The sequence below is a fragment of the Methylobacter sp. genome (assembly GCF_036845245.1).
In the GTDB taxonomy this organism is placed as follows: Bacteria; Pseudomonadota; Gammaproteobacteria; order Methylococcales; family Methylomonadaceae; genus Methylobacter_A.
The window spans coordinates 1-25,750 of record NZ_DAIUEH010000065.1; the positions used below are offsets into that span (position 1 = coordinate 1).

Here is a 25,750-nt window from a genome sequence, read left to right on the forward strand (position 1 = left end):
ACGCGGGGGTCGTCGTACGCCGCTCCACTAACGTTACGCTTCCTGTACTCCTTCAAAGCTTTCGAATCAACGTCACCTTTCAATACCTTGTATCGGTATTTTGTGACCAACACAAAATGATATTGAATTTTAAAAACAGTATGACTTCCATAACGGTAATCCATAGGCTCACCTACTTTTCAGTTCAGAGCCATATCATACGTCAAAAAATCATAGATAAATCTGACCGCCTGAAAGGCGGTGCTTTTAACCTTACTACGGACTAATAAAGAACAGATAACTACTCTGATTGCCGACACACGATAATATGTCACATTCCATTGCCCGACATTTATCGTTAATATAGTTACAACTCTTGAGATGCAAACTTCCTCCTCGGAATTCAGAGTCTTATATCCTTCTCTAATGCGGCCTAATCGGCCGCATTTTTTTGCCATGCAGGATTCTGCATGGGCAGATATTTGTCTGCCGTTTTGACAAACCAGCCTTTAAACCAGCACTCGGTTAAATCCGGTATTCTGTCGATGTAGTTCGTCTCGCCCCCAGCAGGATTACTGATGCTCTGCTGAATCCAATCTATGCAACACCAGCGCACAGCCCGCCTGCAACCAATATTCCTGCACTATGCCCGCCTGATGTTTTTTCATCATTCCCCAAAGCTGTCTAATCAAGCTATGGGGGCTGGTTAATAAAGTGTTTTGGCAATCGGCCAGCTGCTTGTCATACAGCTTGGGATTGGCTTTTTGCTTATCTTCAAGCAAAGCTTCCAAATTGGCTAAACAAGGCGCTATTAAACCGATAATATGCGGAAAGGATTGGGCAATACACAAGCCTTGGGGGTCAAGATCAGCCATAGCTAGTACCGGTAAGTTGAGCTGTGCCAACAGTTGCCGCACCGTCTTTTCACTATAGTCGTTATCGCCTCGATACAACACTAATGGATCGGCATATTGATCCGGCAAATTCAGCCGCATCTTTTCCAGACGATCAAAACAGCGATAGTTTTCAATCAGCAGGATGCAGTTATGCGCGGTGCCGGTTATATCCGTCAACGCCATATCCAGATAACCGCTGCCCGGTAATGAATACGATAGCCCGTTGATTTTCAAAGCCCTGCCGGTTAACGCTTTAATCGCCAGCCGATCTTTTTTAACGGACTGCCCGGCTATTTTCTCATCCAACGCAAAAAATAAAGCCGCTTCGCGATTCATTGCCGCAAAATCAGCAACCGAGATTTGCTCAAGATCGATGCCGTTTTCATGTTTAACCACCACAATCAAGTCATCCTTATCCTGCTGCGTGACTTTCAGCTTATTGCCTTGTGTTTGACCGATATTGTATTGCCGATGCAGATATTCCCAGCTCTGATTAAACGGAAAAAGCTGGTTGTCAGACCGGATCGCCCTCTCTATAACGCTTAACAATTGCTTGTTCAATTGTCAGCGCCCATAAACTGAAGAACAATATCCCTCACTTTTTTGTTACCGGAAAAATGCTGACCGACATCGGCCTGAATCAAGTCCATCCGCAAGCGTTTATTGCGTTGCTGCCGCCTTAACCATTCATTCAGCACGCAACTCAACCAGATCGAAGGTTCGATGTCATCCACGAAAGCCTGTTGAAAAGCCACAGCTGAAATGGACTGCCCCTCATTTTTCAGCACCCTGTCGAAATACACTCTTAACTGTTTTCGGTACAGCGGCAAGTCCAAGGTTGTTTTGTTTTGCGGGCTTAAAGACACCGCGCTTAACGAACGCTGTTTTTGTTTTGCCAACATGACTTCGGTATCGATACGGATTTTTTGCGCAATCTCGATTAAGTCTTCTTCCAACGCATGATCCAGCGGATCGGCATAGGCAAACAATGCCAAAGGCTTGATCTGGTTCCAGTGCTCGGGAATGCTGTCGCGCTCGCTCCAGTCCAGCGGCTGGTAATTCTGGTTTTGCTGTAGAAAAAAGGCAAAGCCTTGCACTAATTGCGCTCTAGCCTCTATTTGCCTGAGCTCAAATAAAAAGACTTTTAACTTATCGAGAATATCCTGCAAACGCTGCTGGTAGACAGGTAATTTACGAATCAGCTGATGATCCAGTAAGTCATAAATAAGCGGCTGATCTTCAACCATTTCCAATAAAGATTCAGGTTGCAGCGCGGTGATGGCATTCACCAGTTTTTCCAGCCTGGAAATGTAAAAGGTATTCTGTTTTTGTTTTTCCGCCAGGGTGCGCACATTGGCGAAGCGGCTGTTAACCAGCATCGATAAATAGCGGGTGTTTTCTTCCAGGGTATCGGACAAATCGAAAATCAGCCGCTCAATTTCGGCAAAATAATTGTCGCAATCGCCCAGCCGGTTTTCAACTTCGGCATCCTGATACAGGCTGATTTGTAGCTTCAGCGTATCAATCCAGTCGGCCAGATCGGTATCCAGTCGCCGAACCCGGTCACTGCTCAAAGCGCTGTCTAAAAACTGAGTCAAACGCCCGGTGATACGATAACCATCCGCGTCATGATTAACCAGCACCTTCAATTGTTTGAGCTGGTTTAGCGCGCGCTGGTTTTGATTGTCCTTGTAGACCATGCCGGTAAAATAAGCCTCCGCAATCAACTCGCTATGACCGGCTAATGTTCTAAGTAAGCGCTCCAAGCCTTGTTGCGACTGGCTCAAAACAGGCTCCCCTGAATCGCATCGGTTTCGCCCTGCTCGACGGGGATTTGTTCGTGCTCCTGAATAAATTGCAAGGCCTGATAAAAATAATCCAGCTTGCCGGTGACTTGGTAAATCAGCGTGTCGCGATTGGCTAAATTCAGGTAATTCCATTTTTGCAGGGTCGTTAACAGCTTCTCCAGCCGCCCTTTTACCGAATCATCGCCACTGGTAAAGTCCTTGAATTTTGCAAAGGTCTGCAAACGATCAGCCAAGGCCTGATTTTGTTCGATGACTTGCAACAAGCCGGAAAAGCTCAGTGTGTCGCCGGGCGATAATGCGGTATCCTGGTTTAAACAGGACATCATCATATCCAGCCACTCAACCACCGGCTGCAACTCTATGCGAAATTGATAAAAAACTTTACGGATGTCGCTACGTGCGCTGCTGTCTATCGTCCGGTAAGCCGCAAAAAAGGCCAGCCGGTTCTGGGTACTGGACAAGCGATAATCAAGGCGGGTTAAAAACGCATCCACCTGCGCCGCATTTTCAGGGTCTTGCAAATAACGAAAACCGGCTTCATCAATGACTTCGCAAATAAATTCACCTTGCAGCAAACGTTTTAATAATTGATCAAACATGTTCATCCGCCGTTATCAGAGGTTCAAGTGCTGATAAATAATCCTCGTCCACGTCCATTTCGATCAGCTCCCGATAGCCGAATACCTGATAACGGTTCTTAAACAGCCTTAAAACTTCGGGATCAGGATCGGGAAAAGCCGAGAATAAGGTAATCCGGTTTTTAGTCAGCATTTCCACCAGCACTTCAATATTCATTTGATGTAATTCCTTGAGTTCATCCATCGGCCAGATGATATTCAAAGGTTGATCTTTACGAATCATATTCACCAGCGCAATAAAAAATACGCATAAAATCAGGTACGATAAGCCATGACTGGAAATCTGCCGCAATTCCTCGGCATGGGTAGCCCGTTTGCTACGACCATTTTCGGTCACAATGATTTCCAGCTCCAGCAAATTAACCAGCTTCATTTCTACCCGGCCTTTACCTTTCAATTGTTCGGACACCAGTCTGACGATGCCGGCAAATTCCGGGGACGGCAACTGTTCGTCATTAGTTCGACTCCAGTCATCATAATTTTTGGTGAAGCTGACTATTTGCTCCCAGTAACCCAGTGTCGTAACCTTGGACGTTAACCGCCCTTCGATGCGTTCAATTTTCTCAAAACGGATATTGCCGTCGATATGCGCCGCCAAGCGACGCGACAAGGAATCAATGCCGCGGTCAAAACACTCCAATGCCTGCTGATAATTTTTGATAGCGTAGCCAAAAAGTTTTGCCTGACTCATTAACCAACTTCTAGCAGAACCGGATTCTGTCGCATACCAAGCCTGAATTCGACTCAACCAAGCCATTTCATCGCTATCAAAGCCTAATTCATCTTCGACACGCGCATAATAGCGGCCCGGATGTGTGCCTGGAAAACGCGCCAACACCTGTTTCAAATGACGAATCAGACCGGCTAAATCCTTGCGTAGCGTCTTGTGTTGCTCGGTTAACTTGCGGCAATCGGTCTGCAGCAACGATAAAGTGTGGGCATTATCAAAACCGACGGGTTCCGGGATACGCTTAACATAACCCGCTAATTCAGCCAGCAGGTTATTAATGGCTTTGATTTCCTTGTCAAGCCTTTGCAGCTTGGCGGCTATTTGCTCCAGTTCCTTTTTTAAGGCGGCGCGTCGTTGCTGCATATCGGCTGTTTCCGTCTCGTATCGCGCTTGTTGCTGCTTGAGTTCCGCCTCCGTTTCCCTGGCTTTAACCACCTGGCTATCATATAAAGACCAGTCTTTATCCAGCCAGCGTTGATATTCCTTAACCAGTTGTTCCGCCTGTTCTGCGGCTTTTAGTTCATCTGCCAATTGGCAGATTTTGGTTTCAAGATCTTTTAAGGTGGCGGTATCGACTTTTCTGTCCTGCAAGCTCTGAATCCGTTGCCGCTCCAATTGCGCCAATTCGCTGTCTTTTTGTTGATTGACGTTATTAATTAGCTGCTGCATTTGCTCGACTTGTAACAACGCCTCCTCGGTGATCTGCCGGATTTTGGCCGCCAGTTCCTGGTTTAATCGCTGGATTTCGGTTTCCAGCTGTTGTTTAAACGCTTGCAAGCGACTATTGCTTAACTTGATTTGCTCGTCCAGATTGGCTTTTTCCTGCTCCAGTTTGGCTTTGCGCTCCTTCTTGCTGCGTTCAATTTGCTGTTTTAACGAGTTTAATTCTTCGTTGAGTCCATTTAACTGCGTTTGCAATTGACCGGCGCTAAAAGCAGCGTCTTTGCCTTGTTTTTCCAGGCTGGATGCGACCTTTTTTAACGCCTGCAACTGTTCATCGCTGTTGGCTTCGGCGGCTTTCAGCTGACCTAATTGATTCCGGGCATCGCTCAGCAGTGCGCGGATTTGTTCTTCATCGGCGGTATGGTCGGCCTGTAAATTATCCAGGTTTAAGCTCAGGCCATAAAAGCTCTGCTCCAATGCTTGCGATGCCGGTTCCAAATCGTCTCTTAATAACAACTCCGGGTTAATCACTTTGGCTATGTTGCTTATCCAATCCGGCTGATGTTCGCGCAAAAAGCCCAGCAAGGTGTCCGGGTTGGCATCCAGTTGTTTTTGCAGTTGTTCGCTCGCATGCTGTATGCGCTGTTTATCTTCATCCTGTTTACGCTTTTCGTTAACAACCGCATCGATCTGCGCCTGGTTTTTCTTTGATTCCGCTTCAATTGCTTTAACGGTCTTTCCCGCCTCCTCCTTTTGCTGCTGAATGGCATGAAGCAGCTCCAACTTGGCTTCCCTGTTTTCAATCAAGGCGGGATCCGGTTGAACTTGGGCAATCTGGCTGCTCAACGCGCCCAACTCGCCCTGCAATTTTAATTGCTCAACATGCAGATTATCTTGTTGCTTTTGATTTTCCAGCCTAAGCGATTCTTTTTGCTGCTCAACATCTTTATTCGCTACGGACTTACTTTCAGCCGCTTTATTTTGTATGTCTTTTATGCCGATTTCATAGCCATGCTGTTGCTCGGCAAAATACCGTTCTTTTTCCGCTTTCAAGCGTTTAAACTCGGCTTCGATGTCCTGCACATCTGACATCAACTGCTTATGGTTATCCCGCTCTCTATCCAGGCTATCCTTTATTTGCGTCAGACGGACAACCAACTGTTTTTTACCCTGTACGTCCTGTTTTTCCCAGTCGGCTTTTTCATCTTCCAACGATTTTTGTTGTTTCCGTTCTTGCACCAAACCGGCCCTGATCGCCGCTAACTCGGTTGCAAGCGTCTGCTCCCGAGCTTCCCAGTCTTTTTTGAGCTGCTCCAATTGCTTATTGCACGCATTCCCGGCATCCTGCTCTTGTTGCAGGTTTTGTTCGTTTTGATTGCGTAAACGCTGCAAACGATATTGAAGTTCGCCCAAGCTTTGCTCAATGTGAAGCAACTCATTTTCCAACCGGTTGAGCCGCTCTATTTTATCCCGCTCCAATTCGGTTTCCTGATAGGCACGGTATTCCTTATACCAATCATCCAGCGTTTCCATTTTCAATTCCAAAGCCAGGGAATCGCGGTTTTCATCAATGCAGTTCACCAGCATTTCGCGCAAGTCGGCAAAATCGGTGGAACGCATAAACATTCCGGTAACGATTTTCTCTATATCTTTCAACCGATGCCCGGCACTGCCGTTACAAAAACTGTAGCGCGCGACCAATTGACGTAATTCCTGGCCTTTCTTGTGCGGTAAATTCTGGATCACCGTGCGGTAATCGCTGCAGGCGGTAATCTGGTCGCTACAATTAATATGCCGCTTAAGAAAATGCGTACGCAGGCCTCGGCAAGAAACCGGATAATGCGATCCATCCCGGTGGGTTTCAATAAAGTCGTCCTTATCGAACCCCTTATCGACAAAGCGATAACACAGCCCTTCTTCATTGGGAGAGGCGTACATCAGCGCCATACAGGTTTGCTCATGTCGCTGATATTCAAAAATAATATAAGAAGACTCGTTAGGCAGGTAATGCTTGGCGAAACTGTCGGTAACCCGGCTTTTCGGCACTAACCGCCCTGGCCGTTCGCCGAAAAACAGCGGCACTAAGCGCAATAACGTGGTTTTACCGGCGCCATTAACGCCGTTAAGATTGGTATGTCCATCCAGGCGAACTTCCACCAATTCACCGGGTTTGTATGAATCAATGAGGATCAAGCGGTTTAATGAGTACATTTTATTTTCTATCGATTGATTACCGACTGTATTCAGTTGCAGGGAAATAAGGCGAATAATCTCCGTCGACTGAGTGCAGGTTGATATTGTTATTTTGTTGGCTTGGTCCGAGTCGCCAAATCGGTCATATTATCATTCCCGCGCTCCGTCGTGGGAATGATGACAATTGACACGCTCTTTGAGAGTATAAAAGTGTATGTTGCAGTTTTCCAGAACTTGACTGCGTCTGAGTACATCGAAAAGCACGAATGATTTGTTCCGCCCAAACCTTTGCGACATTCTGGCACGCGACAATATGTCACATTCCATTATCTATCATTTATCGCTAATATAATTGTAATTCTTGAGATGCAAACTTCCTCCTCGGAATTCAGAGTTTTATATCCTTATCTAATGCGGCCTAATCAGCCGCATTTTTTTTGCCTGCATGAATCGTAAATAACCAAAATAAAAGACATTTGTCCCTCTTATTTACCACGAAGACACGAAGTTTATGTTTTTTCTTCGTGCTCTTCGTATCTTCGTGGTGAGAAAAATGCGTAACTTAAGCATGTTCTTTTATGGAAATGGGCTTAAGGGGCGCATGGACAGACATCATCCGGGCATCTACTCTGGAATTTCGCCACTAATCGCCTCCAAAGGCGAAAAGAATTTTTGCCTAAAATAAAGCGCCACCTTGACCAATCCGATCAATACCGGAACCTCGACCAAAGGACCGATGACTGCGGCAAAAGCTTCACCGGATTGCAGCCCGAAAACCGCTACGGCTACCGCGATGGCCAACTCGAAGTTATTGCCGGCCGCAGTAAACGATAATGTAGCGCTAACGGGATACCCCGCTCCTGCTTTGGCCGACATATAAAACGTAACCAGAAACATGATCAGGAAGTAGATGACCAACGGTACGGCGATGCGCGCTACATCCATTGGCAGCTGCACAATATATTCGCCCTTGAGGGAGAACATGACCAGGATCGTAAACAGCAGCGCAATCAGGGTAATCGGACTGATTTTAGGCATGAACGTTTCCTCATACCATTGCAGACCCTTGCGCCGCACCAGGAAAAAACGCGTAAACATGCCGCCGAAAAAAGGAATACCCAGATAAATCAACACGCTTTTGGCGACTTGGATCATCGTAACCTGAACTTCAAGACCGGAAGCAATACCCAACCAATCCGGCAACACAGTGACGAAAATATAAGCATAAACGGAAAAGAACAACATCTGGAAGATCGAGTTGAACGCCACCAAACCTGCACAGTATTCGGCATCGCCCTCGGCCAGCTCGTTCCAGACCAGAACCATGGCGATACATCGAGCCAGACCGATGATAATCAACCCCACCATATATTCAGGGTAGTCCCGAAGAAAGATAACAGCCAGCGCAAACATCAGCACCGGGCCGATAATCCAATTCTGGATCAAGGACAGCAACAGAACCTTGGTATTCTTGAAAACGGTGGGTAGCTCTTCATAGCGCACTTTAGCCAACGGCGGGTACATCATCAAGATCAGGCCGATGGCGATAGGCATGGAGGTAGTACCCACCTGAAAACGGGTCAGCCATTGGGTGAAACTGGGCATGAAATAACCCAGCGCGATCCCGCCTGCCATGCTGATAAATATCCATAGCGTCAGAAACCGCTCTACGAACCCCAAACGCTTTGGAGCGTGGTCGAATTGTGTATTCATGGTCGTCTCTTCCCAATAGATGGGGGAATATCAGTAAAAAATATGCCCTGTATATCCGATTCTTTTATTCACCACGAAGACACGAAGAGCACGAAGTCTATATTTTTTCTTCGTGTTCTTCGTGTCTTCGTGGTGAGAAACAATGCGTAACAGTAGGATGATCTTGGATGGGAGCAGCCTTAAAGGGTTTCTGCGCCGATCTTGTTCAACGCCCCGGTCAATTCCGGCTCGGACATTGTTTCAACCGGCAACGCCAGAAACTGATGTATACGCTTTTCCAGGGCTGCATAGGTCGCCTCGAAAGCCTGCTCAATGACTTCAGGACTGCCGCTGACATGAGCAGGGTCCGGCAAACCCCAATGTGCCCGGACCACGTTATTAAGATAGACGGGACAAACTTCACCGGCAGCGCTGTCGCAAACGGTAATCGCAATATCGATGCCTTTATCGTCGAATTCATCCCAGGACTGACTGGAAAAACCTTCGGTTGGGATACCGTGACGTTTTAATGTCGCCAGTGCGTTGGCGTTTACCTTGCCGGTCGGATGACTACCGGCTGAGAAAGCTTGAAACCGGTCGCCGCCCAAATGATTAATAAGCGCCTCGCCCAAAACACTTCGGCAAGAATTCCCGGTACACAAGATCAGAATTTTTAACATGACTCACTCCCAATATTTATATATTCGAATAAACGAATATTATAGGGCAAAAAAATTCAGCCGCAATATTTGCTTATGTCGGGACGATCGTCCATTGCCTGTAAACGGCTGGCGTCTTTTTGCTGCTTGGCATGGGTAGCGAACTGTTTGGCGGTGATATCCAGAATTTCAAAAACCCAGGCCGGTAATTCAGGGTTAATTTGATAATACACCCACTGTCCTTCGCGACTGTCCAGCAGCAGATTGCTTTGTCGCAATTGCGCCAGGTGGCGTGAGATTTTGGGCTGTAATAAATCCAGTGCATGGGTTAACTCGCAAACGCAGAGCCGGCCTTCCGTATGCAGTAAAACCACGCAACGCAAGCGGGTCTCATCGGCCAGACATTTAAATAATGTTGTTGGTGTTATCATCATGAGTGCATCAGGAAAACTAGCCCAGCTTGAGTCCGACAAAAAAGCCGCCAACCCCGCTGACGCCCTTGCTGGTAATACTGGTCAGGCGATTAACCAAAAAGCCGCTGGAACTTTTTGCGGCTTCTGTGGCCGCGCTGGCGATATGTTGCAGTTTTTCATCAGTTATATTGATGATGTCGAAATATTCCGCAACAAACAATAGTACGATAGCCGCGCCTCCCAGAAATAACGCCGTGCGTAACATCTTTTTAGCAAAATAGCCGACAGCCAATCCGATAACGAACGGAGCGCCGACATTGCCGATCAAAAAGGTTGAGGAGAAAATGTCGGTAAAAGATGCTGTATCGACTGGATGGGTACTCATGGTTCTGAATTTCCGCTGTGCTGTGATTGAGATAATTTTTAGTCTTTGCTGCCACCGCTCATAGCTTTTTATTTCCACTAAAAACTACAAAAGCCGCATTAGCTCTTTCTGGCGATAAAAATGACCTATTGCTTATATTTTCCATTTTATCACTAAACTCAATCCTGTCAGAAAACAAAGCTATACCGCTATGCGAGCAGAAGCAGTCAGCCTGTTAGAATTCAGCAACGAATATCATAGCCATTAAAAAGCCTTATAAGCGTACAATATTTCCAATCCTTACCACAAAAGCCCCCTGCCAAATCCTTAGAGTATTATGTATTCAGTTGAAGTTTTTCCATGGAATAAAAATTTCGAAGTTGGAGTACCGCTGATTGATGAACAACATCAAAAGCTGGTTGATCTACTCAATGTGCTGGCCGGTCATCTGGCTTATCAAGCCGACATACCCACCTTGAACAAAGTCTTCAACGACTTGGCTGAATATGCTATTTATCATTTTCAGGCGGAAGAACGCGTGTGGCACTCTTTCTTTCCTGATGATGTCTGGGAAACGAAGCATAAAAATGATCACAGGAGATTTCTGGCGACAGTAAACAGAATAATGGCTGGAAAAACCGTCAGGCCGCTGGATGAAGTGATTGAGGAAATTCTCACTTTCCTGACCCAATGGCTGGCTTTTCATATTCTGGATACCGATATGCGCATGGCCAAGGTGGTGTTGGCGGTGCAGTCGGGTGTACCGTTAAATAAGGCTAAGGAGCAAGCCGACCAGGAAATGAGCGGAGCGATGCGGGTACTGATCGAAACCATGCTTTCGATGTACGATTCGCTCTCATCACGCACCATGCAACTGGCGAAAGAGGTCATTGAACGCCAGAAGGCCGAACAGGCAAGCTTGGATGCATTGGATCGGCTCCAGAAAATAGCCAGCCAGGTGCCGGGACTGGTGTTCCAGTTTCAGCTATTTCCTGACGGCAGTTCCTGCATTCCTTACGCCAACGAAGCCATTCGCACTATCTATCGGGTTAGCCCTGAAGAAGTCAGCGAAGATGCGACCAAGGCACTTGCTGCGTTGCATCCGGATGACCTGGAAAATTTCAAGACTTCCTTTAAAGTATCGGCTCGGGACTTAACGCCATGGCGGCAGGAATATCGCCTGAAGTTTGACGATGCATCGGTTTGTTGGTTGTTCGGCAATGCGCTACCGCAGCAGCAGACTGACGGATCGGTACTCTGGCACGGCTTCATTACCGACATCACTAAACATAAGCAGACCGAAGTGGAACTCCGCATCGCCGCCACGGCGTTTGAATTGCAGGATGCGATGCTGGTTACCGACGCCAATAATGTTATCCTCAAGGTCAATCAGGCCTTTACCCGGATCACCGGTTACAGCGCCGAAGAAGTCATCGGTAAAACGCCTAATTTACTGAGCTCGGGGCAGCATGACGAAGCTTTTTATGCATCAATGTGGGAGAGTATCAATCGCAACGACGCATGGCAGGGTGAAATATGGAATCGGCGCAAAAATGGCGAGCTGTTCCCTGAATGGCTTATTATCACAGCCGTCAAAGAACCCGATGAACAAAATAATCAAGTCAATCATTATGTTGCTTCGTTCTCCGATATCACTTCACGCAAGGCCGCCGAAGAGGAAATCAGGCAACTGGCTTTTTATGATCCACTGACCCAACTGCCTAATCGCCGACTTTTGCAGGAACGTCTTAAACACAGCATCGAAGTGGATCGGCGTGACGGTAAGCAATTGGCATTGCTGATGCTTGACCTGGATCGCTTTAAAGCGGTCAATGACAGTATGGGCCACTTGGCCGGTGATGAGCTGCTACAACAAGTCGCTGTACGTATCTCGGCAAGATTGCGTGACGTAGATATGGTAGCGCGTTTGGGTGGCGATGAGTTTGTTGTATTGCTCGAAGACATCGCACATGCAGAAGATGCTGCACGAGTGGCCGCGGAAATCATCTTCGTTTTAAGCAAGCCTTTTCACCTAACCCAAAGCAACGATGTCCAGATTGGCGCCAGCATCGGCATCAGCCTGTATCCTGAACATGGGGCGAGCTATGAGATACTCATGGATCACGCCGATGCCGCATTGTATCAAGCCAAGGATCAAGGTCGCGGCTGCTACGCCTATTTTTCTGAAGACCAAACGATTGCAGCCCGTGAACGGATTGCGTTGGAAACCCGGCTGCGGAGGGCGATCGAGCAAGGAGAACTGCGTGTTTTCTACCAACCGCAAATGGACATTGAAAGTGGGCGCATAGTTGGCGCCGAAGCGTTGGTTCGCTGGCTGGACCCGGTAGAAGGATTGATTCCTCCCCTCCGTTTTATCCCGATTGCCGAGGAAACGGGGCTGATCCTGGAAATTGGCGCATGGGTACTGCGGGAAACCTGTCGCCAAGGCAAGCAATGGCTGGATGCCGGGTTGCCGCCGCTAACCTTGGCGGTCAATGTCTCTCCCCACCAGTTCCGGCGCGGCGATATTAGCGCGTTAGTTGCTACAGCACTGACTGAAACAGGTTTTCCAGCTAAATACCTGGAGCTGGAAATGACGGAGAGTGGACTGATGGAAAACCAGGACAATGTTATGACGCTTCTGAACCAGCTGCGTGCTCAGGGCATCCGGCTTGCCATTGACGACTTCGGTACCGGTTTTTCGTCGCTGGCTTATCTGAAGCACTTTCCGCTGGATGTGTTGAAAATCGACAAGAGCTTTATCGATGATATTCCCCATCTTCAGGACGATATGGAAATTGCCGCGACGATTATCGCGATGGGACATATTCTGGGCTTCAAAGTCCTGGCCGAAGGCGTGGAAACACCGGAACAACTGGCGTTCTTACGGAAGAAAAAATGCGATTTGTACCAAGGTTACATCCTTAGCCCGCCGGTTTCAGCGGAAGCTTTTATTGAATTGTTACGAAACCAAAATTTTGATTAATTTTTAGTACGATGATCATGAAGTGTTATGTTTAATTCTTCATGATCATCGTGGTGTGATATCTGCCAAGTTACAGGTAGATAACTTCAGGCTTGCCTTCAGACGCAACCAGTTCGCCGATAGTAACAGCCGCTTCGCCCAGTTGGGCAAGAGTTTCCAGCGTTGTCCGCTCATCTTCGGCAGCAACGCAGACTATCATGCCGATACCGCAATTAAAGGTAACTAGCATATCTGCTTCAGAGACATTACCTTTTTCCTGCAACCACTTGAAAATATCCGGGAACTCCCAAGAGGCAAGATCAATATGTGCGTTGGTGTCTACCGGAAGTACCCGAGGCAGATTCTCGGTTAATCCGCCGCCGGTAATATGCGCAAACGCGTGTACCGGCACTTTATCCAGCAACGACAACAACGATTTAACGTAGATTTTGGTCGGTTCCAATAAGGCGGCACCCAACGTTTTGCCATTGAACGTATCGGTCAGCGCTGAATGACTGTGAGTAATGATTTTCCGGATTAATGAATAACCGTTGGAATGCGGGCCGGATGACGCAATGCCGATCAGCTTGTCGCCGACTTTGACTTTGCTGCCGTCAAGCACTTTGCTTTTTTCCACGATACCGACGCAAAAACCGGCCAGATCATACTCGCCATCCGCATACATGCCCGGCATTTCTGCTGTCTCGCCACCGACCAGTGCCGCGCCTGCCAGCTCACAACCTTTACCGATGCCATCGACAACCGCTGCGGCGGTATCGACATCGAGCTTGCCGGTGGCAAAATAATCAAGGAAAAATAAAGGCTCTGCGCCTTGAACGATAATATCATTGACGCACATCGCAACCAGGTCGATGCCGATAGTGTCATGAATTCCCAACTCATTGGCCAACTTTAACTTGGTGCCCACGCCATCAGTACCTGAAACCAGAACAGGATGCTGATAACGGTCCAGCGGCAGTTCAAACATCGAACCGAAACCGCCTAAACCTGCCATGACGCCTGCCGTCCGTGTTCTGGCAGCAATAGGCTTGATGCGTTCAACTAATGCATTACCGGCCTCAATATCAACGCCGGCACTTTTATAATTCAAGCTTTCTTGATTTTGTTCGCTCAATGTGGTGTTCTCTTGCTAAAATTTAAACTTCCGATATTGTACAAGACATCATCGGTTTTGTCTGAAGGATATGAATATGTGTAGGCTTTATCTATCAGGTGTTGCCGTAGCGTTTGTGCAAATGTTTCGGCAAGTTAAAATAATAATTAATGCAGTTCCCTGTCATACAGGAATCAACCGAAACTGCCCATGACAACACAATGTCTTTTTCGAGGAGTGGATATGAACGTAACAAAAATGCTTAGCCCTATACTATTTATTGCAGCGGTATTACTGACCGACACAGCAATGGCCTATGATCCAGGTAAAACAGACGAGATTTGCAAAAAACCCCAATTTAGAGACTTCAATCTTCCTATCTATAAAGAACCGGAAAAAACCGAAGTTCCGCCTGAATCTACGCTGTCCTTTCTGGTCTCGCCTTGGGTTAATCCGGACACCATCAAATTGACGATTAAAAATCAAAATCTCGAGCATACCGTTGAAAGCAACAGCAGTTTTCACCGGGTCAAAGCTAAACTGCCCGCGGCTTTAAATGGAACTTTTGTCAGGATCAATGTCAAAGCCACAGCAACATTAGGGTGTTATGACCAAGCCGGATGGTTGCTTAAAATAGCCGATAAATAACGCTTTATCCCTGAAATTCAATAAAGCACCTTGTCACTCTTTTCTGCCCAAATATTAAAAGGTTGCATCGCATTCGGCAGGCTTAAATGCAACATGGCAATGCGACGTTCATGCGGCAAAACAGAAATCTCATCATAAATGAAGCTGTCGTCAAAGTTGGCGGCAGCGGCATCATGCCTGCTACAGGCAAAATAGACTTTTTCGAGCCTCGCCCAGTAAATTGCACCTAAGCACATCGGGCAGGGTTCGCAGCTGGAGTATAGAATGCAGCCCTGCAACTGGAAGTCATGCAGTTTTTGACAGGCCAGTCGTATAGCCATCACTTCCGCATGAGCGGTAGGATCAAGCGCAGTGGTGACCTTGTTGCCGCTGGCGGCAATCAGCCGGTTATCTTTTACGATAATCGCCCCATAAGGCCCGCCCTGCCCTGACTTCGCATTTTCCACCGCCAGATCAATCGCTTGCTGCAAAAACTCTTCATGCATCTATAAACCTAAGGGGTTGTTTGGATCGATGCCCTCCATAAAAGGCAGGCCGCGTTCCTGATGGGTCAGTTGATATATTTTTCCCAGCCAATTGTTGAATACCGCTTTTGCGGTGTCGCCCCAAGTATTATCAATATGTTCCAGAATCAGGTTTTCCGGAAACTCCTCCAGCCTCTGCCCGTTCTGCTTGGCTGACCTGACCTGCTGCTCATAACGGACCAAAATCTGCTGAACCGCATCATTAAAATAATTTTCCGGAAACGGCGGATAGTCATCCCTTTCGGCGCGGTAAAAGCGCAGGACTTCGCGCTTGTATTCTTTCAACAGGCTGATGTCGTCATATTCAGGATGCCCCTGAAAAAACACAATGCGAAACCCATCCGGGCTGACGGCAAGATGCACACCGGCTTCATTGCTGACGGCTAGAACTCTAAGTCCATGCCGTTCCATGTCACTCTGGAATATTTCATTAAAGCGGGAATGAGGCACATCAAAACGGGTATTGATTTCGGCAACCAACGGATGGGTTCGATTGGTCAACTTGTGCGAAAACACCCCCCAGCGCTTGGCCGGCAAGCGGCTACGCTCAATGCCGTAATAGTATTGAATCAAGGCATGGGTAGCCAAGCACGAACACAGTATCGAAGTGACATTTTCCTTGGCCCAGAAAAAAACCTCGGTCAACGGTTGCCAGAAATCTTCTTCAGGCAAGCTGGGATGAGTCACATTGGCGCCGCTGATGATCAGCGCATCAAGACCGTCCCGTTTGATTTGTTCGAAGGGTTCGTAATATTTAGCGATATGGGCCTGTGCTTCCGGGCTTCTTTTCAGCCCTTCAATGGTAAAAGGATGAACATGGAATTGAACAATCTGATTACAGGCTCCGACCAATCGAAAAAACTGCCTTTCCGTCGCTTCCAGGGCTGCATCCGGCATCATGTTGAGCAGACCGATATGCATTTCCCGTATGTCCTGATTACTGGCTCGATCAGGGTCTAATATTTCCTCACCTTCTTCGCGAAGGCGCTGAAAGGTCGGTAAATCGGTATGAGCAACTAAAGGCATAATTCGACTCCGTTCATATCATTGCTGAGCAGCCAGCGCATCAGCGACAAGCCGGATAAAATCATCCTCGCCTTTAACGGTGGCGACATCATTCGCATCGATGGTATAGCCGTATTGATCGGCGATAGCCTGATAGCGGGGTAAGCGGGATTTGAACAACTCGGGAAACACCCAGGAAACAAAATCATCCGGCTCCATAACATCGGTAGACGAATAGTTTTTAAGCTTCATGAATTCGGCGATTTTTTCATCAAGAAACTCTTCCCGATAATAAAGCGGCTTGGGATCGGACTTGGCACGTTCAATAATGGTTTGCTCCAACGCCGGCGGTATTTTGATATAGACAATCAATGTATTTTCCGCCAGCGTTTCCAGCACCTCGGGGCTGTCCAGCTCGCAAACGCTGCCGCCCGCATCATTGACAAAATGCTCGTAGCCGTAAATGTCTACCGCTTTATAAATAAACTCCGGCACATCGTTCATCGCCGCAATCTCAGCCTGATGATGCAGTTTTTGCCGGCGCTTGAATTCCTGTAAAGACAAACCACCCAAATCAGAATTGCCGAGCTTGCCGAGAAAACTGGAAACCGGAGCCAGATTATCAACCGTTATCTTGTTGCTGATATGGATAGAGTCGGAAAGCAACAACTCCCGCAAAAACGGAACGCGCATGGCCTGACGCTTAATGTTGTCCAGGATCGGCTCTTCCAGGTATTTTGTGCCGATCCGGTAATCGCCCGAATAATGAAACCATTTCGCTTTGGGCAACTTATTGGCCAGCGTGGTTTTTCCCGCGCCGGACATTGCCAGCAGGGTAATGCGTTTTGTTTTCCAGTCCAGGAATTCCTGAGGACTCATTTTCATGTGATGGTTTCCTAATTAATCCAGGTAGTCTTCGATATCCATATCTTCAGGATTGGGTCTGTGTTCGTCGGGATCGCTGTAGCCCAGGTCGTCGCTTTCAAGATCGTCAAAAGGCGCGCTCCAGTCTTCAGGGTCCTCAATATAATCAAAAGTCGAGCTATACCAACTATCATGATCATATTCGCCAATATCCCCATTAAGGTATTGGACTTCAATGGAGTCGTCGCCGTCTTCAACCGCGATGACTTTAAATTTCAGATTGTTTTCTACATCCTTGTACCAACTGCCGATGATGGGGTCTGCTACTGTGGTCATGATTATTCCTCAATGCTTAACTAGGGTGTTTCGATACAAAATATCTAAAGGTAAGTGATATTACTAACAATGCTAAAGAAAATACAAAAGTATTTTGTATGGGCCTGGGCTGATTCATCTACGGCCTTTTGTTTGAAGTCTACGTTAAAGCCTGTTCTAACGCTGCTTTAGAAGCGTTCAGGCATTATATTTATAAAGGAAGCTCTACGTTCTTGCAAGAATTTGACGCGGCTTGAATGTAAAAACAATAGCCCTCCTTACCTGTCCGAATGTTTATTCAGCGCAGCCAATAATCCGCTGCCAATCGCGTGAATATGGGCTGTCCGAACCATTGAGACATGAACCGCCTGAAACTGCCACGAGCGGAGCAGCAATCATTAGCCGAATTATAGAAATGCATAATGTCCTTCCCTCACTATATTGTCTATTACCGTCACAGCTCCATTCCGCCAAAACACAAAACTGTGACAACAAGACTACAATATATTCTGGAAAAAACTTGAGGGGACGACATCCATGGAACTGCGCTGTATCGAACAGAGTGACTAAAATATGTGGACATTGAGCGTGTAACAAACCAAACTTCTCACCCGAAACAACCTACTTAAAAAGCTAGATACATTTTTAGTAAATTCAAACGTCGAAAAATCGCAAATACTAATCCCTGGAATATCACGCTCCATGCCTATTTTTTGTTCTTAAGATCATAGTAAGGCACGGGCAGTAATACGCTGACAAAAAAATTGCACGTAATGAAATATGGAGAAAAATAGCATGAAAAAGAATTGTGGCGTGCCATCTGTTATGTCACCACTATCTTACTCTAGCAACAAACCAATCTTTTTCTATCTGGTTATACCGCTGTTGTTTGGAATATTGCTAGGAGATTGGCTAGGGATCGATATATCGACCCCGGCTGCTCAGCACATAGGTTTGTTAAGATTTATTCAGAAAGCAGGCATTGACATTCATACGAAATCGATGATTTTTGTGTTGTATCTGATATTTTCGCCCTATGCCTTGTATTATTTTTTTAATTGTAGAAAAACAATTGTCCTTAATTCAGACCCTCTAAAAGTAGCAAGCACCAGCCGTTTGTTGATTTTGACATTAGGCACACTACTTATGATTCTAGTGTTTTATGCATTAGTTTTTATTGGTCCGCATGAAAGCTATATTGCCAAACCGGATCGTAAAATACGATCTCTAATCGCTTTATCTCAATGGGATATTTCGTTTGCAGTTTTTGTCGGAGGAATGATCTTTGCGGGAATGGCTTCCCTATATGCGCCATTTATGTTCATTAATGAGCTTCTACTTCGTCTAAAAAAACGAATGAGTCGTATCGGGCTTAGTAAGTAATACAGCAAATTCAACATCATCTTTTACGTACATATAAAAACGGAGATAAACATGCCTACCGAAACAAGCTCCAGCTCAATTATTTTCACTCAAGAGCAATTGCAGAATGCTGCTAGTACCTACCGTGGCGCAGTTTTTGATTTTTACGAAGGCTACACCAACACTTACAATAGGCTGGTTCAAGCGGGTGTTGATGCTCAACAGGCTTCAATTAACGGTTTAGGGAAAAATGTCAGGTCTTGAATTATGCATAACCAAGTTGTTTTGAAGAAATGCACAATTCAAAACCTGACACTTTTTACAATGATGCTAACGTCATCTGAGTGGCACTGGCTATGACTTGCTGGTAAGTGGGATTGCGAATGATGAAATATAGAGGAAAAACAGGCATGAAAAAGAATGGTGATACGTCTTCTAATGCCAAAATATCGGACTCCGCTCCTATTTTATTCCTAAAGAAAATAATAAACATATTTGGTAAGAGCTTATTAATTTTAATATTTATTGTTTTAATATCCTTATTTGGACCTAGATTTATATATTTTTATGAGCGTGGAATTTACTACGGTTACGATCTTGTTCTTGAATATAAAATAGCTAAAGCTATCGACAAGGTTAGACAATCTAGAAATTTGCAGCCTATATCTTTACAAGATTTTAGTAATAAGAAAATCGTAAGGGCTTGCGCTCAGTGGCCATATGCAACTCAAGCACATTTTGAAGAACGAATTGGCGAGAAGGTAAACGGTTTTAATGAAACGTCTGACCATGATGGATACCTGTTATGGTTGTTTTTTTTAGATGGTTCGACATCTCGTGTACGCATTCCAATGAGATTGTGGAATGATGAAACGATGAGTTACCTAAATGATAATAAAGGACTTTGTACAGAAAAAAAACTAGAAGTTTCATTCAAATTAGGTAGCAAATTATTTCCTGACGTTATCTACTTCTTTTTTCAATGAGGATAATTAAATGAGTGAATTTATTGCAGATGCATTAACCACAATATTAGGCACAAACATAACATCACCTGGTGATTCAGCGGCTATTGCCAATAGTTTGGGAGGATTTCCAGTTACAACTGGATACCGCAATGACGCATATGATGCATTTAGGCATGCCTATGGCAGTGCATTGTTATCGGAACATTCTTCAGACGCTATATCAAAACTTGGTATGGACTATCATGAAGCAACCCACCGTGATCCAGATCCAGTTATAGCTGCTACAGAAGAAAACATGGACAAGTTCAACAACAACGTTGGAAGAGAAGAATACCACCGTTGGCAAGATGCAAAAGATACAGGGCAAACCACCGATTCACTTGAAAAATGGATATATGACCGCGTTAACGAGGGGAAAACTATCAATAATCCACTTGATCCGAATGAAGCCAGAAAATGGTCAGAACCATCCACTTGGGATAACATTAAAAATACGATTAATGATACTTTCACCAAATCCCAAACCTTCGTCCCCCCTCCAGTCCGCCGCGACCCGCTTGTTCTCGACCTTAACAACAACGGAATCGAGACCGTCGGCATCAACACCGCATCGCCCATTCTGTTCGACCAAAACGCGGATGGCGTAAAAACCGCCACCGGCTGGATCAACGCCAATGACGGATTGCTGGTCTGGGACAGAAACGGCAACGGCACGATAGATAACGGGCGCGAATTGTTTGGCGACTCCACCATCAAATCCGATGGCTCACTGGCGACCGGCGGTTTCAATGCCTTGGCCGACCTCGACAGCAACCACGACGGCATTGTCAATGCACAAGACACCGACTTCGCCGGTCTCAGAGTCTGGCGTGACCTCAACCAGGACGGCATCAGCCAAAGTAATGAACTGTCCACCCTCAAATAACTGGGGTCAGAAATAACTGGGGTCAGAGTAAACTTAAGTCATTCATCTGCCTTTTTCTTCCTCCAGCCAACGGGTCGCCCCATCTTTTTTGGTGTCATTCTCCGTCCGGTCAAACTTTCGATTTCCGCTTCAAATCGCCCATTGCCAAATGCCATACCTTTATTTGCCGCAAGCCGAATATCTTCCAGCAATTTTCCCTCGATATGATGTTTAAATAATTCACGATACCTTGACTGCCGCTCTATTGGCTCACTGCCTAACGCAAGGTACACGGGATGAGGTGTACACAACTCCGATATTTTTCCCAAAGCATTTATCGGGTAACTCGACCAAGCATAATCTGAGGGTTGTTCCACCATCCCTGCTCTGACCGGATTTAACTCAATATAACGATAAAGTTGTAACAGGTAACCTTCTTCCTGTACCAGACAAGATTTAAATCGGCCTTCCCAAAGCGTCCCTGTCCGCTTGTAGCTAAAATTGAAATATCTCACATAGCGCCTACCCAGCGATTGCATCATCTGACTGACCGCATTCTCGACTCTCGGTGTGCACAGCAGATGCACATGGTTGGTCATTAATACCCAAGCATGAATATCTACCTGATATTTTTTAGAGTAGTCTTTCAGCCAACCCGCATAAGCCGCAAAATCTGGTTCACCGCCAAAGCACACCTGTCGATTATTGCCACGTTGAATCACATGCTGGGGTATCCCAATTGGACACACTCTGGACAGTCTTGCCATTTGTTTTACCCGAAATTAAAGAGTAGGCGCAGTATAGCAGAATTTAAGTTTACTCTGACCCCAGTTACTCGGGTAATATTTCTACACTTGGTTTGCTTCCTGAAAACCTTGAAGTGGTCAGGGATGACCACAACTTTCAGGATAAAAAAGGGCCAAAAAGAAAGACCTGGTTTTATTCACCGCAGCTAATAATCCGCTACCAAGCCTGCAAATACGGTCAAGCCGAACCATCCGGTAACTACCATACTCGGAACAACGAGTTATCAGTGGCATTATAAAAATTCAGGAAATATATAATGTAAACCTCCTCTTTGTGCCCAAGCTGTTTTATCCATCATTTGCCATCAGAACTCCATTCCGCTTAGAAACAAAACTGCGCCAACTAGACTACAGCACATTCTGGAAAAAACGTAGCCGATACAGAGATTAAAAAATATGATTACCATCACAAAAATATAGACATTGAGCGTGTATCAAGCCAAACTTCTTACTCGAAGCAACCCACTCAAAAATCTAGATACATTTTTAGCAAATTCAAATATCAAAAAACCTCCCTGGAATATCAAGCTGCGTCCCTATTTTTGTTCGTCCCTATTTTTGTTCTTAACATCATGATAAGGCACGACCTTGATACGCTGACAAAAGAAATTGCGTATATGGAGGAAAGTAGGATAAAAGAATCATGGTACGTCCCGATGAATATTGGCAAATATACAAAAGCTAGCAATGCCGAGAGCTATTACCCCTAAAAAATTGAAAGGTTACACCGAATGTCTGAACCAAAAAAAAATACGCATCCCTTCGCACACACGGTATATACAAAATGTTTCTTCGCAGCTTATGCATCATTTTTATTGCCCATTTTTTCTCTGCATTCAACGGCAGGAATTAGGATTCTTGTCGATGCCACAACGCATTTTCTATGGCCGCTATTAATTGCGATATATATATTCAAAACCATCCCTGGATCATTAAGAGAGTTCTTTTCGGAATTCCGCATTTCCATTAGCGGTTTTCTTATGTTTGTTTTTTTGGGGTTTGCATTTGCTTGCTTTTATGTATATATCAACAAATTTAATTATTCGGGAATCAACCAAAATATTCCTTTTTTAAAATCCATTAATTACTTGGTTATCAGCAAGATGGGTTTTTGGGGCGTACTTTATTTGGCAAGCACAGCAGCCATACATGAGGAATGGCTTTACAAATGGATCTTAATACGCTGTTTTGAAGGCAAAACCAAACTCTATAAACCTATTCTGATTGCATCGCCGCTATTTGCTATAACGCATGCTTCTCAAGGATTTACAGCCGTAATCGTAACGGCAATATATTCAATGATAACGTTACTTTATTACTATAAAAAACGTAATCTCTTTAACCTTATAACCATGCATTTTATAGCGGACCTGTTTCTTTTTTCATTCATGCTGGCGTGGATATCTAAATAATTACGAGCAAATACGGCTTAAAAAATATTTATTTGATGTAAAAACAAGAACCGCGATATTTGAACGCAGCCAATTTAATTTTACTGATACATTTTGGAGAGAATAAGATGACCGATAAAGTTGTTATACACGCAGTTAATGGAAGTGATTCGCGCCTCATTGAATATAATGATCATGTTATTGGCACTATTAGCCCCGAGGGTGTATATCAGGGCACACCACTTACTGGCGTCGCTAATGCTGACGGGACAATTACAATAATGCATAACGGTGAGCAGATTGGAACTATTACCACGCCTAACTCCGCTAGTTCTACTCCTATTCAACCCGGTGATGTTATTACGATTAGTCCTCCCCCTGCACCCAGCAGCCCTATCGGTGGTCCTGTCGGTGATGCAATGCTTTATTTGCTTCGCGCACTAACTGGTATTTTTGAGGGTCCCCCGCCTGAACAACCCGATAACAATACTCCGGTGAGCGGTGATATACGAGGCGCGATTGAAAAATATCTCCAGGACATCGGTGACTTATTGTTGCCTGCTAAGGCTAATGCATCGGGAACACCTTCCAGTTCAGGTTCAGGTTCAGGTTCAGGTTCAGGCTACGGTTCTGGTTCCGGCTTCGACCCCTTGGCCAACAGCAAATACGGCGACTCCCAAACTTTTGTTCGCCCGCCAGTCCGCCGCGACCCGCTTGTCCTCGACCTCAACGACAACGGTATCGAGACCGTCGGCATCAACACCGCATCTCCCATTCTGTTCGACCAAAACGCAGACGGCGTCAAGACCGCCACCGGCTGGATCAGTGCCAATGACGGCTTTGTGGTCTGGGACAGGAACGGCAACGGCACGATAGATAACGGGCGCGAATTGTTTGGCGACTCCACCATCAAATCCGACGGTACGCTGGCGACCAACGGCTTCAATGCCTTGGCCGATCTCGACAGCAACCACGACGGCATCGTCAATGCACAAGACACCAACTTCGCCAGCCTCAGAGTCTGGCGTGATCTCAACCAGGACGGCATCAGCCAAAGCAACGAACTATTCACCCTCGACGCCTATCAGATAACAGACATTAATCTTAGCAACACCACCGTCAACACCGCGCAAGGCAACGGCAACATCCTTACTGAAACCGGCAACTATATCCATAGCGGCGGAGCTACGGGGTTGGCTGGCGTTATTAACCTTACCGAAAACCCTTTCTACAGCCAATTTACAGACGCCCTTCCGCTGACTGAGCAAATACTGGCACTGCCCGATATGCGAGGCGCCGGCATGGTCAGGGGCTTGAGAGACGCCGCCGCCCGCTCACCTGAACTGGCCTCAACCCTCAGCCGATATGCCGCCGTCACCAGCGATATACAAAAATCCATGCTGGACAATCTGCTCAGCCAGTGGTCGGCGACCAGCACATTTACCACCACCGCAGCCCGTGCAGCCACTTTGACCAACGGCGTCAGCCACACCTCCATCACACTCGAAGGCATAGCCGCAGGCACACCCGCCTATGCCGCCTTCATGGACAAACTCAGCCTGGTTGAAAAAATCAATGGCCGGACCTTCCAAGAACTGCCAGCCGATCCCAGCGCAACACTCAGCTACACCATTTTGCACGAACAACAAGTGCTGATTGAGCAAAGCTATCAAGCGTTAAAAAGCTCCGTTTATGACAACCTACTGGTACAAACACGTTTCAAACCCTATCTCGACGCGATCACTTTAGAACTCAATGCCGACGGCATCAGCGTAGATACCAGCGGTATAAATACAGCATTGGATACACTCAGCCTCACCGACGCCAAAAGTGCACTACTTGACATGTTGGAACTCAACCGCGTTGAGGGGCAAAAGCTTCAGTCATTTGGATGGAGCGGAGTAGACATAGACAGGCTTATTGAATATGCAGGAAAAGTTAGCCTCGACCCGCAGTTGCAAACAGAATTGAACAATTGGCATATACACATCGGCAGCGGAACAGTAACGGCTGTGGCTGGGGATGTTTATGTCTTTGGGGAGAGTGGAAATGATGTTTTGAATGGTCCAAGTAGTGGTAATGATGTAATTAGCGGTGCCGCTGGTAATGATACGATCAATGCAGGTATTAGCAATGACACCATATACGGAGGTAGTGGTAACGATACCATCACCGACAGCAACGGCAACGACACGATTGACGGCGGAGCCGGCGATGACGTAATCAACGACCAAGGTTCCGGCACGAATATACTGCGCGGCGGCGACGGCAACGACACGGTGACTTTCAGCGGTGGCGCCAACAATACCGTCGAAGGCGGTGCGGGCAACGACTTGATCCAGGTGTATGCCTCGACTCAAGCCAACTACAATTACACCAACACTTTTACCGGCGGTGCCGGCAACGACCGCATCCAGAGCGGCAGCAGCGCCGATACTTATCTGTTCAACCGGGGCGACGGTCAGGACACGATCAGCGACTATGACTACTACAACGCCAACAAGACCGACAAGCTGGTGTTCGGGACGGGGATTGCGGCAAGCGACCTGATGGTCCCGTTCGGGCGTTAATCTGGTAATCAAAGTCAACGACCCGGCCAATCCGACCGCTACCGATCAGGTCACCGTTGAAAACTGGTATGGAAGCAGCGCTTACCAGATCGAGCAGGCCCAGTTTGCCGACGGCAGCAGCCTGAGTGCGGCCCAGCTATCGGTGTTGGGCAATATCATCTACGGCACTGAAAACACGGATACCCTCACCGGCTTTACCGACAACAATATTATCTATGGGTTAGGTGGTAACGATACCATCACCGACAGCAACGGCAACGACACGATTGACGGCGGAGC

24 protein-coding genes are annotated in these 25,750 nt (G+C 46.5%); 9 read left to right on the forward strand and 15 right to left on the reverse strand.

Annotated features, from left to right (window positions below; translation table 11 throughout):
• From V7051_RS21480 to V7051_RS21520, 9 genes are all read right to left on the reverse strand, one after another.
• On the reverse strand, nt 1-164 hold a 164-nt coding region (locus V7051_RS21480), incomplete at its 3' end, for a transposase (RefSeq protein ID WP_333878556.1).
• A gap of 387 nt (nt 165-551) precedes the next feature.
• Nucleotides 552-1,436 (reverse strand): DUF7281 domain-containing protein, encoded by an 885-nt coding sequence (locus V7051_RS21485; RefSeq protein WP_333878523.1) that lies wholly within the window; start codon nt 1,434-1,436, stop codon nt 552-554.
• Nucleotides 1,433-2,662 (reverse strand): hypothetical protein, encoded by a 1,230-nt coding sequence (locus V7051_RS21490; protein ID WP_333878525.1) that lies wholly within the window; start codon nt 2,660-2,662, stop codon nt 1,433-1,435. The genes V7051_RS21485 and V7051_RS21490 overlap by 4 nt, the downstream gene beginning before the upstream one ends.
• On the reverse strand, nt 2,659-3,282 hold the full coding sequence (locus V7051_RS21495) for a condensin complex protein MksE (RefSeq protein WP_333878527.1): 624 nt from the start codon (nt 3,280-3,282) through the stop codon (nt 2,659-2,661). Before V7051_RS21495 ends, V7051_RS21490 begins: the two co-directional genes overlap by 4 nt.
• Complete coding sequence (locus V7051_RS21500) at nt 3,275-6,925, reverse strand: ATP-binding protein (RefSeq protein WP_333878529.1); 3,651 nt, start codon at nt 6,923-6,925, stop codon at nt 3,275-3,277. The genes V7051_RS21495 and V7051_RS21500 overlap by 8 nt, the downstream gene beginning before the upstream one ends.
• A gap of 606 nt (nt 6,926-7,531) precedes the next feature.
• On the reverse strand, nt 7,532-8,620 hold the full coding sequence (gene arsB / locus V7051_RS21505) for an ACR3 family arsenite efflux transporter (RefSeq protein WP_333878530.1): 1,089 nt from the start codon (nt 8,618-8,620) through the stop codon (nt 7,532-7,534).
• 179 nt (nt 8,621-8,799) lie between these two features.
• Entirely contained in the window at nt 8,800-9,279 is a 480-nt protein-coding gene (locus V7051_RS21510; protein ID WP_333878531.1) for an arsenate reductase ArsC, read from the reverse strand.
• Nucleotides 9,280-9,335: 56 nt separating this feature from the next.
• Nucleotides 9,336-9,692 (reverse strand): metalloregulator ArsR/SmtB family transcription factor, encoded by a 357-nt coding sequence (locus V7051_RS21515; RefSeq protein WP_442919688.1) that lies wholly within the window; start codon nt 9,690-9,692, stop codon nt 9,336-9,338.
• Between the two features lie 16 nt (nt 9,693-9,708).
• The gene (locus V7051_RS21520; protein ID WP_333878533.1) at nt 9,709-10,056 is read right to left on the reverse strand and encodes an FUN14 domain-containing protein; all 348 of its coding nucleotides are present in this window, start codon (nt 10,054-10,056) and stop codon (nt 9,709-9,711) included.
• A gap of 316 nt (nt 10,057-10,372) precedes the next feature.
• Between V7051_RS21520 and V7051_RS21525 the strand changes: the two genes are divergently transcribed.
• Nucleotides 10,373-13,021, forward strand: a complete 2,649-nt coding sequence (locus V7051_RS21525; RefSeq protein ID WP_334168774.1) for an EAL domain-containing protein — start codon at nt 10,373-10,375, stop codon at nt 13,019-13,021.
• 70 nt (nt 13,022-13,091) lie between these two features.
• Here the strand turns inward: V7051_RS21525 and purM are convergent, their stop codons facing one another.
• A complete protein-coding gene (gene purM / locus V7051_RS21530; protein WP_333878536.1) occupies nt 13,092-14,135 on the reverse strand; it encodes a phosphoribosylformylglycinamidine cyclo-ligase in 1,044 nt (347 codons plus the stop codon).
• 222 nt (nt 14,136-14,357) lie between these two features.
• Here purM and V7051_RS21535 point away from each other — a divergent pair, with 222 nt between their 5' ends.
• A complete protein-coding gene (locus V7051_RS21535) occupies nt 14,358-14,762 on the forward strand; it encodes a hypothetical protein (RefSeq protein ID WP_333878537.1) in 405 nt (134 codons plus the stop codon).
• A gap of 17 nt (nt 14,763-14,779) precedes the next feature.
• On the opposite strand, the gene V7051_RS21540 is transcribed toward V7051_RS21535, so the two are convergent.
• The 4 genes from V7051_RS21540 to V7051_RS21555 are packed head-to-tail and all read right to left on the reverse strand — an operon-like array spanning nt 14,780 to nt 17,491.
• Nucleotides 14,780-15,247, reverse strand: coding sequence for a nucleoside deaminase (locus V7051_RS21540; protein ID WP_333878539.1), 468 nt, complete (start codon nt 15,245-15,247; stop codon nt 14,780-14,782).
• Nucleotides 15,248-16,312 carry a homoserine O-succinyltransferase MetA gene (metA, locus tag V7051_RS21545; RefSeq protein WP_333878540.1) on the reverse strand — a complete coding sequence of 355 codons (1,065 nt, stop codon included), beginning with the start codon at nt 16,310-16,312 and terminating at the stop codon, nt 15,248-15,250. It lies immediately after the preceding gene.
• An 18-nt stretch (nt 16,313-16,330) separates the two neighbouring features.
• Nucleotides 16,331-17,176, reverse strand: coding sequence for an ATPase (locus tag V7051_RS21550; RefSeq protein WP_333878542.1), 846 nt, complete (start codon nt 17,174-17,176; stop codon nt 16,331-16,333).
• Between the two features lie 15 nt (nt 17,177-17,191).
• Nucleotides 17,192-17,491 (reverse strand): DUF6763 family protein, encoded by a 300-nt coding sequence (locus V7051_RS21555; protein ID WP_333878543.1) that lies wholly within the window; start codon nt 17,489-17,491, stop codon nt 17,192-17,194.
• 774 nt (nt 17,492-18,265) lie between these two features.
• On the opposite strand from V7051_RS21555, the gene V7051_RS21560 reads away from it, so the two are divergent.
• The 4 genes from V7051_RS21560 to V7051_RS21575 all read left to right on the forward strand — a co-directional run bounded on the left by V7051_RS21560 (nt 18,266) and on the right by V7051_RS21575 (nt 20,725).
• Nucleotides 18,266-18,853: a hypothetical protein gene (locus V7051_RS21560; protein ID WP_333878545.1), complete on the forward strand. Its 588-nt coding sequence runs from the start codon at nt 18,266-18,268 to the stop codon at nt 18,851-18,853.
• A 51-nt stretch (nt 18,854-18,904) separates the two neighbouring features.
• The gene (locus V7051_RS21565; protein WP_333878547.1) at nt 18,905-19,096 is read left to right on the forward strand and encodes a hypothetical protein; all 192 of its coding nucleotides are present in this window, start codon (nt 18,905-18,907) and stop codon (nt 19,094-19,096) included.
• A gap of 119 nt (nt 19,097-19,215) precedes the next feature.
• A complete protein-coding gene (locus tag V7051_RS21570; RefSeq protein WP_333878549.1) occupies nt 19,216-19,818 on the forward strand; it encodes a hypothetical protein in 603 nt (200 codons plus the stop codon).
• Nucleotides 19,819-19,828: 10 nt separating this feature from the next.
• The gene (locus tag V7051_RS21575; protein WP_333878551.1) at nt 19,829-20,725 is read left to right on the forward strand and encodes a DUF6973 domain-containing protein; all 897 of its coding nucleotides are present in this window, start codon (nt 19,829-19,831) and stop codon (nt 20,723-20,725) included.
• A gap of 38 nt (nt 20,726-20,763) precedes the next feature.
• On the opposite strand, the gene V7051_RS21580 is transcribed toward V7051_RS21575, so the two are convergent.
• A complete protein-coding gene (locus tag V7051_RS21580) occupies nt 20,764-21,471 on the reverse strand; it encodes a transposase (protein ID WP_333878552.1) in 708 nt (235 codons plus the stop codon).
• Nucleotides 21,472-22,241: 770 nt separating this feature from the next.
• Here V7051_RS21580 and V7051_RS21585 point away from each other — a divergent pair.
• From V7051_RS21585 to V7051_RS24745, 3 genes are all read left to right on the forward strand, one after another.
• Nucleotides 22,242-22,922 (forward strand): CPBP family intramembrane glutamic endopeptidase, encoded by a 681-nt coding sequence (locus tag V7051_RS21585; RefSeq protein WP_333878553.1) that lies wholly within the window; start codon nt 22,242-22,244, stop codon nt 22,920-22,922.
• Nucleotides 22,923-23,182: 260 nt separating this feature from the next.
• Nucleotides 23,183-25,471, forward strand: a complete 2,289-nt coding sequence (locus V7051_RS21590; RefSeq protein ID WP_333878555.1) for a calcium-binding protein — start codon at nt 23,183-23,185, stop codon at nt 25,469-25,471.
• 7 nt (nt 25,472-25,478) lie between these two features.
• On the forward strand, nt 25,479-25,750 hold a 272-nt coding region (locus V7051_RS24745; RefSeq protein ID WP_442919735.1), incomplete at its 3' end, for a calcium-binding protein.